The organism is Chitinophaga lutea (assembly GCF_003813775.1).
Taxonomy (GTDB): Bacteria; Bacteroidota; Bacteroidia; order Chitinophagales; family Chitinophagaceae; genus Chitinophaga; species Chitinophaga lutea.
Map to the genome: position 1 here is coordinate 1,670,835 of NZ_RPDH01000002.1, position 13,652 is coordinate 1,684,486.

Annotated in this window: 10 protein-coding genes; 6 read left to right on the forward strand and 4 right to left on the reverse strand. The window is 53.9% G+C overall.

Annotated elements, in window-relative coordinates; genetic code table 11:
- Positions 1-672, reverse strand: coding sequence for a YggS family pyridoxal phosphate-dependent enzyme (locus EGT74_RS18960; RefSeq protein WP_123848139.1), 672 nt, complete (start codon positions 670-672; stop codon positions 1-3).
- 195 nt (positions 673-867) lie between these two features.
- Here EGT74_RS18960 and EGT74_RS18965 point away from each other — a divergent pair, with 195 nt between their 5' ends.
- Positions 868-2,010 carry an acyl-CoA dehydrogenase gene (locus tag EGT74_RS18965; RefSeq protein ID WP_123848140.1) on the forward strand — a complete coding sequence of 381 codons (1,143 nt, stop codon included), beginning with the start codon at positions 868-870 and terminating at the stop codon, positions 2,008-2,010.
- A 59-nt stretch (positions 2,011-2,069) separates the two neighbouring features.
- Positions 2,070-3,017: an arginase gene (locus tag EGT74_RS18970; protein ID WP_123848141.1), complete on the forward strand. Its 948-nt coding sequence runs from the start codon at positions 2,070-2,072 to the stop codon at positions 3,015-3,017.
- On the opposite strand, the gene EGT74_RS18975 is transcribed toward EGT74_RS18970, so the two are convergent.
- Positions 3,014-4,111, reverse strand: coding sequence for a DUF3810 domain-containing protein (locus EGT74_RS18975; protein ID WP_123848142.1), 1,098 nt, complete (start codon positions 4,109-4,111; stop codon positions 3,014-3,016). The two genes, EGT74_RS18970 and EGT74_RS18975, sit on opposite strands and share 4 nt — an antisense overlap.
- Here EGT74_RS18975 and EGT74_RS18980 point away from each other — a divergent pair.
- A complete protein-coding gene (locus tag EGT74_RS18980; protein ID WP_123848143.1) occupies positions 4,098-4,979 on the forward strand; it encodes a fructosamine kinase family protein in 882 nt (293 codons plus the stop codon). The two genes, EGT74_RS18975 and EGT74_RS18980, sit on opposite strands and share 14 nt — an antisense overlap.
- A gap of 11 nt (positions 4,980-4,990) precedes the next feature.
- On the opposite strand, the gene EGT74_RS18985 is transcribed toward EGT74_RS18980, so the two are convergent.
- On the reverse strand, positions 4,991-7,462 hold the full coding sequence (locus EGT74_RS18985; protein ID WP_123848144.1) for a PAS domain-containing hybrid sensor histidine kinase/response regulator: 2,472 nt from the start codon (positions 7,460-7,462) through the stop codon (positions 4,991-4,993).
- Between the two features lie 289 nt (positions 7,463-7,751).
- On the opposite strand from EGT74_RS18985, the gene EGT74_RS18990 reads away from it, so the two are divergent.
- From EGT74_RS18990 to plsX, 3 genes are read left to right on the forward strand one after another with little or no spacing between them, the layout of a single operon-like run.
- Complete coding sequence (locus tag EGT74_RS18990) at positions 7,752-8,288, forward strand: YceD family protein (protein ID WP_123848145.1); 537 nt, start codon at positions 7,752-7,754, stop codon at positions 8,286-8,288.
- Positions 8,289-8,322: 34 nt separating this feature from the next.
- Positions 8,323-8,517 (forward strand): 50S ribosomal protein L32, encoded by a 195-nt coding sequence (gene rpmF, locus EGT74_RS18995; protein ID WP_119079258.1) that lies wholly within the window; start codon positions 8,323-8,325, stop codon positions 8,515-8,517.
- Positions 8,518-8,563: 46 nt separating this feature from the next.
- A complete protein-coding gene (gene plsX, locus EGT74_RS19000) occupies positions 8,564-9,517 on the forward strand; it encodes a phosphate acyltransferase PlsX (RefSeq protein WP_123848146.1) in 954 nt (317 codons plus the stop codon).
- Between the two features lie 379 nt (positions 9,518-9,896).
- Here plsX and EGT74_RS19005 read toward each other — a convergent pair whose 3' ends face one another.
- Complete coding sequence (locus EGT74_RS19005; protein WP_123848147.1) at positions 9,897-13,649, reverse strand: sensor histidine kinase; 3,753 nt, start codon at positions 13,647-13,649, stop codon at positions 9,897-9,899.
- Positions 13,650-13,652: the final 3 nt, after the last annotated feature.

Sequence of the window (13,652 nt, forward strand, 5' to 3'; positions counted from 1 at the left end):
TTAAGCATAGTTTCTTGCCCCGAACAGCAGGCTGCCGATACGCACCAGCGTACTGCCTTCTTCGAGGGCTATCGGGTAATCACCGCTCATGCCGGTGGATAATTCCTTAAACGTGCCGCTGCCGGCGAAATACTTTTCCGCCACGGCGGCGTGCAGTGTTTTCAGTGTACGGAACTCCGCCCGGATGCGGGCTTCATCGTCCGTATTGCTGGCCATGCCCATCAGGCCGGCGATGCGTACATGCTGCAGTTCCTTCGCACCGTCGAGCACCCCGTACAGCTCCGCTTCGTCAAGGCCGAACTTCGTTTCTTCGGTGGCGATGAACACCTGCAGCAGGCAGTCGATCACGCGGCCGTTCTTCGCAGCCTGTTTATTGATCTCCTGGAGCAGCTTCAGGCTGTCGACCCCATGGATCATGCTCACGAACGGCGCGATGTATTTAACCTTGTTGCTTTGCAGGTGGCCGATGAAATGCCATTGGATGTCTTTGGGCAGCTGGTTTTCCTTGTCCACCATTTCCTGCACGTAGTTCTCTCCGAATATGCGCTGGCCTGCATCGTACAGCGCCCGTATATCCTGTACGGGTTTGATTTTCGATACGGCTACCAGGCGGGCATGGTATGGTTCGATCGTTGAAAGCACCTGCCGGTAGTTCGCTAAATTCACTGCCATATTCCTACAAAAGTAATAGACTTTTCCCATTTCTGAGCAGTCTGTGTTTGTGAATTAACACATATTAAATGCCTCATTCATGCAAAATATTCAACAATAGGCAGAAAATGCTTGATAATGTCAAATCATTTTTTTACATCCTCATTTTAAAATAGGTTTGTAAGCACCAACAATCTTTTTTAAAACCAAATACGTATGCATTTTCAGTTAACGGAAGAACACCTGATGATTCAGAAGGCAGCACGGGATTTTGCGGTGAATGAACTGCTCCCCGGCGTGATTGAAAGGGACGAACAGCAGAAATTCCCCGCGGAACAAATTAAAAAACTGGGCGAACTGGGCTTTATGGGCATGATGGTAGACCCTCAATATGGTGGCGCCGGACTGGACACGGTTTCTTATGTACTGGCGATGGAAGAGATTTCAAAAATAGACGCATCGGCGTCTGTGGTGATGAGCGTGAACAACTCGCTCGTATGCTGGGGCCTCGAAGCCTTCGGCAATGAAGAACAGAAACAGAAATACCTCGTACCGCTGGCCAAAGGCGAGATCATCGGCGCCTTTCTGCTGAGCGAGCCGGAAGCGGGCTCCGACGCTACGTCGCAGCGCACCATCGGGGAAGACAAAGGCGACCATTACCTCGTGAACGGCACCAAAAACTGGATCACCAACGGCAACTCCGCCAGCGTGTACCTGGTGATGGTGCAAACGCATCCCGAAAAAGGCAGCAAAGGCATCAACGCCCTCATCATCGAAAAAAACACGCCGGGCGTGAGCATCGGCGCGAAGGAAAATAAACTCGGCATCCGCGGCAGCGATACGCACAGCGTGATGTTCCAGGACGTGAAAGTGCCCAAGGAAAACCGCATCGGCGAAGACGGCTTCGGTTTCAAGTTCGCGATGAAAACCCTGGGCGGCGGCCGCATCGGCATCGCCTCGCAGGCCCTCGGCATCGCCAGCGGCGCGTACGAACTGGCGCTGAAATATTCCAAAACGCGCAAGGCCTTCGGCAAGGAAATCAGCCAGCACCAGGCCATACAGTTCAAGCTGGCCGACATGGCCACCCGCATCGAAGCATCCCGCCTGCTGTGCCTGCGCGCGGCGTGGGAGAAAGATAACCACCTCGACTATACGCTCAGCGGCTCCATGGCCAAGGTGTATGCGTCCGAAACCGCCATGTGGGTCACCACCGAAGCGGTGCAGGTGCACGGCGGTTATGGGTACGTAAAGGAATACCACGTGGAAAGACTGATGCGCGACGCCAAGATCACGCAGATATACGAAGGCACCTCCGAAGTGCAGCGTATCGTGATCAGCCGCAGCATACTCGGCCACTAAAAAGACTACACCGCCGTACGGCGCCCTATCCGTGCGGCTGGTTACAACACCAGAACAATATGAAGAATATCAAGATCATTGAGGTTAAGTCCGAAATCGGGGCCGGTACCCGCGGGGCCAGCCTCGGCGTGGAAGCGATCAAGATCGCGGCGCTCGATTTCATGAGCAACTTCTTTGTACACTTTCCTACGGAATCGGTAGAAACGGAAAACAGGCTGCTGTTTGAGCCCATCGAAAGCCCTTACGCCAAACGCATCAAAGGCACCTATACCATGTACGAAAGAGTGAGCAAAGCCGTGTGCGATACCGTCAAGGCCAACTGGTTCCCCGTTGTACTGTCCGGCGACCACAGCACCGCCGGCGCCACCATTGCCGGTCTCAAAATAGCGCGGCCCAAAGCCAAACTCGGCGTCATCTGGATAGACGCGCACGCCGACCTCCACACCCCTTACACCACGCCTTCCGGCAACATGCACGGCATGCCGCTGGCAGTGTCCATCGCGGAAGACAATAAAGACCATATGGTGCATGAGGTGGACGATAACACCGTCCGGATGTGGAACGCCCTGAAGAACATCGGCAAGATCGCTCCCAAGGTACTGCCGGAAGATATCGTGTTCATTTCCCTGCGCGACTACGAAAAGGAAGAGGAGCACCTCATCAAGAAACACGGCATGAAGGTGATCACTACCGGCGAAGTGCGGCGCAAGGGCGCGGAAAGCGTGGCCCGCAGCATATTCCGGTACCTGAGCGACTGTGAGTACATCTATGTATCGTTCGATGTGGACAGCCTCGACGCATCCATCTCCCGCGGCACCGGCACCCCTGTCAGCAACGGCCTGCGGGAAAGGGAGGCGGAAGATCTCATCTCCAAATTCATGCAGCACCGCAAAATCTGCTGCTTCGAAATCACGGAAGTCAATCCCACCCTCGACCGCGAGAACCTCATGGCGGAGATCGCCTTTAACATCCTGCAGCGCAGCGTGAACGTGCTGATGATGAATTAAAGTTTGTAATACGCCATAAGCCAGCCCACCACTTCACTGTAACTGCGGATGCCCTGCTCCTGCCGGTTGGCCTTCAGGTACTGGTCGTACAGCACGGCGGAATAATCGTCCATCGGGCCCTCGTATTCCCGGTAGAACAGGATCACCGCGCGGGTATCTTCCCGGATGGCCGGCAGCGTGCGGCTCCACACCAGGCGGGCCAGGTAACCGTTGCGGCGCGCCAGCTGGCGGATGGTATAAGAAAGCATTTCAAAATTGGCGGCATAACGGAAACGCGGGTCCGGAGAGCGGCTCGCGGTAATATACCCCACGAAGTTCGCATCTTCTTCCGGCGCAAAACCCAGCTGGTGGGCAATTTCATGGCAGGTGGTAAAAGGCTGCAGGAAAGCGGGCACCGTCGTATTCACCTGCGCCTCGTTGGTGAAGGGGTTCAGGTAGCCGGTAACGCCGATGTAATTGAGGTATTCCCCGAACAGCGCCGGTTTGAGCGAAGGCGGCGTGTAGGTCAGCGAAGGCCAGGTGCGGGCGGCATCGGCATAACAGCCGGCCGCCGTTTTGAAGGTAATGCCGGGTAACGAATCCGGTTGGGCCGGCAGCGCCAGTTTATCGCGGTTGGTGAGCTGCACCAGCGTATCGGCCAGCAGGTACAGATCCGCGGTGGTGTATTTTTCCACCCCGAAACCCATCTCCTTCACATAGGTATGGCGGCGGTAATGGCCGCCCCAGAACAGCAGGAAAATAAAATAAAGTACCAGTACGGACTTCACCCCTTTGAGGGACAGCAGCAGCAGTTCGCTCCATCGCCCGCGCACCAGGCTGTACAACATTCTTAATAAAAATACTACACTGATTATTATCCAGACGCTGTATATTACATCGCCGATACTAAAGGGTATCTTGCCCAGTAATTTTCTTAAGACTGTACTGATGAAATGGTACCACCTATGAAAATACAAGTCAGCCAGCCAGCCTCCCGCTGCAAATACCGCATTCAGGATCAGAATGGCCAGTATGCTGACGGCTATACCTGTTAGTTGTTTTTTAACCGGGTCGGTTGTTTCCAATTTAACCTGACGGAACATGATAGATGACATTATAAAACGGGAATTGAGCGAAACCCTGTCCGCGCAATTATCGGTGAAAATACAGATTAATCGCGCTGAGCGGATACAGGGAGGCGATATTAATGAAACATTCCGGCTGGACACGAACGAGGGCAAATGGTTCCTGAAAATGAACGATGCCCGCAAATACCCCGATATGTTCGTGCGGGAGCACGACGGGCTGGAGGAGCTGCGCCACGCCGCCGCGCTGTTCGTACCGAAACCCCTCTGCACGGGCACGGCCGGCCACCGGGCGTTCCTCGTCACGGAGTTCGTTGAAAAAGGCGGCGCCGCGCCCGATTTCTGGGAGAGCTTCGCGGCCGGCATGGCCCGGCTGCACCAGCATACCAAACCTTTCTACGGCCTGCAGTCCGCCAACTATATCGGTTCCATCAAACAATACAACACACCCTACAGCACCTGGCCGGTGTTTTATGCGTTCAACCGCCTGACGCCGCTGGCGAAGATGGCGTATGACCGGCACCGGATGGACAAAGACATGCTGAAGCAGCTGGAATCGCTGTGCCGCCGCCTGCCGGAGCTGTTCCCCGACGAGCCGCCCGCATTGCTGCACGGCGATCTGTGGAGCGGTAATTTTTTGGTGGGGGCTAACGGCAAGGCCTGTATTTTCGACCCCGCCGTGTATTACGGCCATCGCGAAATGGACCTCGCCATGACGAGGCTGTTCGGGGGATTCGATACCCGTTTCTACTACACCTACCAGGCCATCCGCCCGCTGGAGAGCGGCTGGCAGCAACGCATAGGGCTATGCCAGCTGTACCCCCTGCTGGTACACCTGAACCTGTTCGGCGGCAGTTACTACAATGATGTAAAAGAGATTCTCGCTGTTACAAATTAAACGGGACGGGCTTATTGCTCCTGTCCTTTCACAAATGCCTGCATTTTCTGCAGCTCGCTTTCAATAGTGGGGAACTGTTTGTTCAGTTCGGTGGAAATTTCCTGCAGCATACCGGGAATCATATGCAGCTCATCCGCTTTGCGCAGATGGCCTTCCAGCTGTTCCATCCTGGCGGTTATCCAGGTAAGGCCCACCATCGAAAAGTTAGGTTTGATTTTATGTACCTGGAACTTCAGCTTCTCCCAGTCGTTATCTTTGGCTACGGCTTCCAGTTTGGCCATTTCTTCCCGGATGGTCATCACAAAAATCTCGAACAGGTCGATCGCGTAACCGATATTGCTTTCATACAGCGTGTTCAGGTATCTCACATCCAATGCAGGATGGAATTCGTATCCACTTATATTTTGCACTTCCATAATAATTTCTGTTTCGTCTTCATTGAGGTATTTGTTCAATACCTGCAACAGCTGATCAGGCGTATAGGGCTTGGTAAGGATGTCCGTGATGCCGATGCTGCGCGCCAGCGTCACCGTGCTCGGCATGGCCGCCGCCGTAGTGGCGATCACCGGTGTGGCCACATTGGGCCGGCTTTCATCTTCCCTGATCTTCCTGGCCAGCTCGAACCCGTCCATACCCGGTATCCGGATGTCCATCAGCACCAGGTCGTACTGCCTCGATTCGAGGAAATACAGCGCATCGGGACCGTTGGTGGCCAGCTGGTAATCTATTTTGTATTTCTCGAGCAGGCTGAGGATGTACTTCAGGTTCATCGGGTTGTCTTCCACCACCAGTACTCTCGACTGACCGAAGTCGATCCGGGAATACTTGTTTTCCATGTCCGGGTCTGCCGTGCCGGCAAGCGGCTTGCGGGTGTCGATGAAGGGCAGGTTGAAGCTGAAACAGGTCCGGAATTCCGGTCCTTCCTCTTCCACGCTGATCTGTCCGCCCTGCAGTTCTACCAGCTGTTTGGCGATGGCCAGGCCGAGGCCCGTGCCCCCGTACCGTTCGCGGATGTCTTTTTCCGCCTGCTTGTAGTTCTGGAATACCAGTTCCAGTTTATCCTTTTCAATTCCTATGCCGGTATCGCATACCTGGAATTTGAGCCAGAGCGTGTTCCCCTGCATATTGTCGAGGTACACGCGGATGGCAATTTCGCCTTCTTTGGTGAATTTCTCTGCATTTCCTAACAAATTCATCAGTATCTGGTTCAAAATCATATCATCACCAATCAGCAGTGAATCGATGCGTTTGTCCAGTTCCACCGTCAGTTTGACCGGTTTTTGCCCCAGTTTCAGCTGGAAGGTGTGGCGCATGCTCTGGATAAGCTCGCGCAGGTCGAACTCCCGGGGGTGCAGTTCCTGTTTGCCGGCCTCGATCTTGGAAATGTCGAGGATGTCGGTGATCAGGCCGTGCAGGATGCCGGAGGAATGTTTGAGTATTTTGATGTATTCTTTCTGTTCGTCGCTGAGGGCCGTTTCATCGAGCAGGTGAGCCATGCCGATGATGGCGTTGAGGGGCGTGCGGATTTCGTGGCTCATATTGGCCAGGAACTCCTTCTGGGTGCGCTGGGCGTCTTCCGCCGCCTGTTTGGCCGCCTCCAGCTCCTTTTGCAGGGCTTTCTGGGGGGTGATGTCCATATGGAGCCCCACCCCGCCGACGGGCACGCCGTCGCGGTCGTAAATGTTCCCCGAGCTGGCGAGCACCCATTTGCGGGTGCCGTCTTTCAGCACGATCTCCATATCATAGAGGAGGGCCACCTTTTTCTCCACCCGGTACCGGCGGAGGTTGCGGGCATATTCCCGGTTTTCCTCCGGTACGAATATATCGGTGATGTTGCGGCCGAGCAGTTCTTCCTCCGTGTAGCCGGACAGGCGGCAGAAACTCTCGTAAACCTTCACGATGTTGCCTTCCAAGTCCGTTTCGCAGAGGCCGGCGTTGAGATTGTCGAGGATGGTGCGGTATTTTTCATCCGTCCGGCGCAGTTCCTCCTGCCAGAGGCGGTGCCGGGTCACGTCCACGATCTGCCAGATGCTGCCGGCGAATGTGGCGCCGTCGAACACCGGTATATAGCTCACTTCCCGGATTTCGCCTGTTTTAAAGGTGAGTTCCCAGCCGAAGAATGGTTTTTTACGTTTACGCAACTCCTTCATTTTCACCTCAAAACCCGCCGGATCGGACAGGTAGGGCGCACAATAGTCGATCATGGCCCGGAAAGTTTTGTCGATGAGGTTACCTTTGTAGGGACGGCCGGTGTTGAAATAGCTCATGAACACGTCGTTTCCCCAGATGAAGCGGTGACGTTCATCGGAAACCAGCACGCCGGCGTTGGTATTCTGTAAATAAACGGCAATAGGCAGGGCAAAGATAGGCGGCAACCCTTCAGTTGGGGCAGCAGGTGACTTCAGCGTGTTTTTCGTCGTCCGTCCTATTCTTCCTTTGGGTGTCATATTATCTGCGGAATAGGGGGCTTTATAGGATTTCATCCGTTAGGTTCATATTTGATTGATTTTCAAGGGTCGGATGGAGCCCGGCACCAACTCGTCTGTCGAAACAGCTGCGCTAATGCTTGGCTTCATAAGGCATCGCGGTCTAATTTATTTATTTTGGAGTATGAAGGTAATCTATTTTGTGCTAAGTGGCTATCTGTAAATATCTGACATTTTTATAAATTTTTATATATAAAAATCAGATGAGAATCAGCAAAAGTAGGAAATTTTTGCTTTTGCAAATATTTGTTTACCTTTGCATCCCTCTAAAAGTGAGGTTTTTGATATGAAGCAACTCCGCGAATTCGACATAGCTTTTGTAGGTCTGACGCCCGGAGTGCATACATTCCAATACCAGATCACGGATAGTTTCTTTGAAAACTACGGCCAGCAGGATTTTTCGAACTGTAATGCCACCGTAAAGTTACAATTTGACAAGAAAAATAACCTTTTCCTGTTAAAATTCGAGGTGGGCGGTACGGTGACGGTTACCTGCGACCGGTGCGGACAGCCGTTCGAGATGCAGCTGTGGGACGATTTCAACCAGGTGGTAAAGCTGGTGGAGAATCCCGACGAGCTGAGCGGGGATGAAGATCCGGACATTACCTACATTTCCAGGACGGAATCGCACCTGAATGTGGCAGATTTTGTTTATGAATTCATCAACCTGAGCATTCCGATGCAAAGGATCCACCCGGACGATGCCAACGGCAAAAGCGGCTGCGACCCGAAAGTGCTCGAGATGCTGGAAAAATTGAACAAACAGGGCGAAGACACCACTAATCCGATCTGGAAAGGGTTGGAGAAGTTCCGGGACAATTAATTTAAGAACAAGTACAATTTAAAATTTAAATAAGATGCCGAATCCTAAACGTAGACATTCGCAGCAAAGATCAGCAAAAAGAAGAACGCACTACAAGGCTTTTGCTGAAACATTAAGCACAGACAGCGCTACGGGCGAAGTGCACCTGAGACACCGTGCTCATTGGGTAGAGAACAAACTGTTCTATAAAGGAAAAGTTGTTTTGGAAAAACAAGCTGCCGTTAAATAATAATTTTTACTAATTTTACACCCGAGAATAAGACAAAATACAGTTCATGAGAATCGGGCTTGATATGATGGGTGGCGATTACGCGCCCGCAGAAGCAGTAAAAGGAGTTAAATTATTTTTAGACAGTGTTGCAACAGATGTGCATCTGGTTTTAATTGGTGACGAGCAGGCCTTGACACCTTTACTGGCCGATGCGCAACTGGACCAATCAAGATATTCAGTTGTTCATTCATCCCAGCTCATCGGGATGAATGAACACCCTACCAAAGCGCTCAAAGAGAAGCCGCATTCTTCCATCGCTATCGGCTTTCATCTCCTGCACAACAAAAAGATTGGAGCTTTCATCAGCGCCGGTAACACCGGGGCCATGATGGTAGGCGCCATTTATTCCATTAAACTCATCGACGGGGTACAACGCCCCACCATTTCCACCATTTTACCACGGGAAAACGGTAACCCGGGCCTTTTGCTCGACGTTGGCATCAACGCCGACTGCAAACCCGAAAACCTGGTGCAGTTCGCCGTGCTCGGCTCCCTTTATTCCCAGTACGTGATGGGCACTCCCAACCCTAAAGTGGGCCTGCTCAATATCGGGGAAGAAGAAGGCAAGGGCAACCTGCTGGCACAGGCCACCTATCCCCTGCTGAAAGAATCCAGGCAGATCAACTTCATCGGTAACGTGGAAGGCCGCGACGCCTTCAAAGACACCGCCGACGTGATCGTTTGCGAGGGCTTCACCGGCAACGTGGTGCTCAAAATGGCGGAATCGTTCCATGATATTATGGTCCGCCGCAATATCAAAGACGAGTACATGGATAAATTCGACTTCGAGCAATACGGCGGAACGCCCGTACTCGGGGTGTCCGAACCGGTGATCATCGGCCACGGCATCTCCGGGGCCCGCGCTTTCTCCAACATGATCGTGCTGGCGCAGCGGATGATCGAAAGCAAACTCCTCGACAAAATCAAAGAAAGCTTTGTAGCGGTACAGGAAGGGTAAACCTCCCCCGCTGAAGATACCCGAACGGGCCGACCTCTTGGTCGGCCCGTTTTTTTTACCCGTACCCATCAGCCTGCCATACTGTCGTTTTATGGGTGGTAAGGCAGTGCTGCAACGGAATTATAACACTGCTTCCCCACAGATGTCCCACATCTTGTAAGAAGTGGAACATCTGTGGGACATTAGTGGCTTATCAGTGGGACATCTGTGGGACATCCTTCTGAAAAACAATACCAGTAACAGTTTCAGCCCAAATAAAGACCATAGTGCGCACGGTGAGCATCCGGTAAAAAGGTTTACGCCCAAGCCTGATGACCGGCCTGAAACACCGATGGCAGGCTATATCAGCCTGCCATCGGTGCAAACATGTATCAATAAATTACTTTACAAGCGGCAATCTCACAAAGAAAGTGGTGCCGATACCGGGGGAAGTTTCAAACCAGATTTCGCCGCCGGCCTGCTCCACGATGTTTTTACACATGGCGAGGCCCAGCCCGGTGCCGGACGATTTGGTGGTGAAGTTGGGCACAAAGATCTTCGGCCGCACCTCGGGCGGAATGCCCGTGCCATTATCGGTAACCTCCACGGTCACCTGCCCGTCTTCGTCCTTCATACTGATCGAAATATGCCCTTCCCGGCCCTCGGGGATGGCCTGGATGGCATTCTGCAGCAGGTTGGTGAAAAGGCGGTTGATCTGCGTCTTGTCCGCGGCGATGGGGTAGGGTTTGTCTTGCCGCCCGAAATAGATATGGCACTCCGGGCTGCTCATGTACAGGGCGGTGACCGACTGCAGCACCTCCCCCAGGGAAAACACCTCATTGTTCCCCTTGCTGATATAGGCAAAGGCCGCAAAATCGGAGGCGATGTTGGACAGGTGCTCGATCTGCTCCACCAGCGTGTTGGCCACGTTCCGGGAAAGGGCTTTCACATCGGGCGAATCATTGGCGATGGCCCGTTGCAGGTACTGGATGCTGAGTTTCATGGGGGTGAGGGGGTTCTTGATCTCGTGGGCCACCTGCCGTGCCATTTCGCGCCAGGCCCCTTCCCTTTCGCTTTTGGCCAGCATGGCCGCGCTCACTTCCAGCTTCTGCACCATCTTGTTGTATTCCTTCACCAGCAGGCCGATCTCGTCGTCTTTATCCCAGAGGATCTCTTCGTTATGCTGCCCCAGGTTCACATGGCGCAGCTTGTCGGTAATGAGCGAGAACGATTTGGTGATGGTATTGGAGATCAGCAGCACCAGCAGGCCCGCGATGAGGAAAATGAACGCGTTGATGGTGATGAGCGCCACCAGGAAGGTGGAGATCTGCTGGTTCAGCTCCGTCTGCGTCGCGAAATACGGCACGTTGAGGTAAGCGAACACGTTGCCTTTGTTGCGCAGGGGAATGTACCCGCTGATGTATTTCATATCGCCGATGCGCTCTTCCTGGATGTACTGTATCTTATCGAGCCGGGAGAGCTGGTAATAGGCCAGCGGGTTCATCACTTCGGAAAGCAGCCCCTTTTCGATCATCAGCGGCTGCGCGGATAATTCCAGCAGGCCGTTGACGTTGTACACGTTGATGTCTACGTTGTGCTCGGTGGCGATTTCGCCGATGGCGGACGAGAGGTCTTTCACGAAAATGGAATCGAAGATCATTTCCATTTCATCGAACTCGCGCTGCACGTGGAAGGCGCTTTCGATTTCGCGGCCGATGCCGTGTACGGTATTGCTCAGTTTCTCCGCGTTCTCCACGCGGTAACGGCCGATGAAAAAGAGGATCGTGGTGAGGCCCAGCGCCAGGAACGCGAAGGTGACCGCGAATATGATGGTGCCCTGCACCTTGCTGCGGATGCTCAGTTTGACGAGGTTGCGCAGGTTGGAAATGCGCATGCGCGCCTTGATGAGCAGGTCGAAAAGACTGTACAGGCCGATGATCAGCAGAAAGAGGCAGAACATGTAGGCGAACAGCGTGATGAACTCGAGGAAATTGCGCGTGGGTTTGGCGACCACCACCAGTTTGTCTTTCGACGCGCGGTAATACAACAGCGAATAACCGTCCACTTCCTCCACCACCAGGTCGGCCGCCGGTATTTCACGCGGGGCCAGCACGGTTTTAAAAGGATAGCTGCTGTGGTTGAGCACCAGCGCCCCCTTGTCGTACACGGCGGTGGAATACTGGTCCGCGTACGCCGCATCCACATCCTGCATGCCGCTTTCGATCAGCAGTTCGGGGTAAAGGCGGTCGCGCTGCGCGATCTCCGGTTCGGATCGCACTTCATAAAACAGGTATCCCGATACAAAATCGTTATAGCCGGTAAATTCCTTTTTGCCGATGTAGCTGTAATCGTTGAAGCTGCGCTCGTCGTAATACAGGTCGCGGCCCATGACATGCGGCAGTTCGCTCCCGGTCATGATGCGGGCGTTGAACTGTTCCAGCGTATCGAGCGAGCGGTTAAAGAGCGGGCGGCCTTCCGCGTCGAACGTATGGAAGGAGATGTTGAAACGGTTGAGGTAGCGCGAGAAATATTTTTCTTCCAGCGTTCTTTCGAGCACGCGTTTGCTTTCGAGCGTGGGCTGCACGAAAAACTGCCGTACTTCCGGGTCTTTCGCGAGGCGGTCGCCCACATCCGTCAGCAGCGTTTCGAGGTAGAGATCGCGCTGTTTGGAGAGGTTCCTCGCTACGTTGAGGCGGGTATCGAGCTCTTTCTGGTTATTGTAATAAATGAGCACGGCCGAGGTGGTCACCGTCATCATGAGCATCCACATGATAAACGGCAGCGAGGCCGATCCCTGGCTGAAGCGCAGCTCCAGCAGGTCGAGGATCACCACGTAGGCCAGCAGCCAGAAGAAGAGCACCACGGAAGCGCTGAAATCCGGCTGGTTGAAGCGGAAGGCCAGCCATACGAGGCCCACGGCCGCCAGCGCGATGTATTTGGAGCGGTACTGGAAATCGGTGAGCTGGTTGAGCAGGTAATTGACGATCTGTGAGAAGAACAGGAAGCTGATGGCGATGAAACCGAGGCACATGCTGCCGATCACGCTGTATTCGTTCAGGCTGAAGAAGTTCGTTACATCGTACGAGATCTTGGAGTCGATCACGAGGCTCCGGATAAGATCGAGCAGGAACTGCCCGGCGATGAACATCACAAGGCCCGCCGCGCCGATGATGAAGCGGCTCTGCCATTTCTTGCGGACCACGGGCGGGTGGATGGTGCGCACATGCTGGCGGAAAAACAGGATGAGCCAGAAGGTGAACAGCACGTTCAGCATCAGGTCGCCGAGCGAGCGGAACACATCGTCCTTTGCGTAAATCGTGGGCTGGAAAAGGTTGAGCGTGCCCAGGTCGATCGGGAACGCGTACAGGTAACTCAGCACCCGGAAAGTAAGCACGATGACCAGCAGGAAAACGAACCCCTTTACCGGCGATAATTTTTTGGCGATGAGGGTGGCGAACAGGTTGATGAAAATGAATACGCAGATGCAGCCCAGCGTGAGCAGCAGCACGCTCATAAGGCTGGGCGAGGCTTCGGATTTGGCCGGATCGTAATGCAGGTAAAACAGGATGGTATTGGCCGAATTGAGCACCGGCAGGCCCGGCGGGCGGCTGTTGATGGTATATTCCCGGCCGATGGCGGGGCGGCCGTAAAAATGCCCCGGCAGGTATTCGTTGTTGATGGCGTACTCCTGCTTCACGGGAATGAGCCCCACGAGGTAGCGGCCGGAGGAATACGGATGCGCCACCACCACGTAATAACCGTTGGCCAGTTTCCGGAAACTGGTGCCCGGCCGCAGTTCTTCGTGCAGGGGCGGCTGCACGGTATTGGTGCTCCAGAACACCATTTTATGCCCGTTCTCGACCGTATCGAAGGCGAACACGAAGTAGTTCTCGCGGTAGATGTCGTTGAGCGACGCCTCGCTGTACCGCCCGCTGAACAGCGTTCTGACGGCCGCCGTGTCGGTCGCGAGCTCCTGGAAAGACTGCTCCCGGGTACGGATGTCGCTTTCCAGGCTGCGCTGCACGCCATGGGGCGAGGAATAATAACTCCAGTAATTGTTGAACAGGAACGCGAACGTGAACAGCCATGCCGCTACGATGAGCAGGTAACCGTTCCGGAGGATGAACAATCTTATTTCCTTACTGTCGAGCATATT

Excerpts from the sequence above, each read along its gene's own strand:
- EGT74_RS18960 (WP_123848139.1), bottom strand. The coding sequence starts at position 672 with ATGGCAGTGAATTTAGCGAACTACCGGCAGGTGCTTTCAACGATCGAA.
- EGT74_RS18965 (WP_123848140.1), top strand. The coding sequence starts at position 868 with ATGCATTTTCAGTTAACGGAAGAACACCTGATGATTCAGAAGGCAGCA.
- EGT74_RS18970 (WP_123848141.1), top strand. The coding sequence starts at position 2,070 with ATGAAGAATATCAAGATCATTGAGGTTAAGTCCGAAATCGGGGCCGGT.
- EGT74_RS18980 (WP_123848143.1), top strand. The coding sequence starts at position 4,098 with ATGATAGATGACATTATAAAACGGGAATTGAGCGAAACCCTGTCCGCG.
- EGT74_RS18975 (WP_123848142.1), bottom strand. The coding sequence starts at position 4,111 with ATGTCATCTATCATGTTCCGTCAGGTTAAATTGGAAACAACCGACCCG.
- EGT74_RS18985 (WP_123848144.1), bottom strand. The coding sequence starts at position 7,462 with ATGAAATCCTATAAAGCCCCCTATTCCGCAGATAATATGACACCCAAA.
- EGT74_RS18990 (WP_123848145.1), top strand. The coding sequence starts at position 7,752 with ATGAAGCAACTCCGCGAATTCGACATAGCTTTTGTAGGTCTGACGCCC.
- rpmF (WP_119079258.1), top strand. The coding sequence starts at position 8,323 with ATGCCGAATCCTAAACGTAGACATTCGCAGCAAAGATCAGCAAAAAGA.
- plsX (WP_123848146.1), top strand. The coding sequence starts at position 8,564 with ATGAGAATCGGGCTTGATATGATGGGTGGCGATTACGCGCCCGCAGAA.
- EGT74_RS19005 (WP_123848147.1), bottom strand. The coding sequence starts at position 13,649 with ATGCTCGACAGTAAGGAAATAAGATTGTTCATCCTCCGGAACGGTTAC.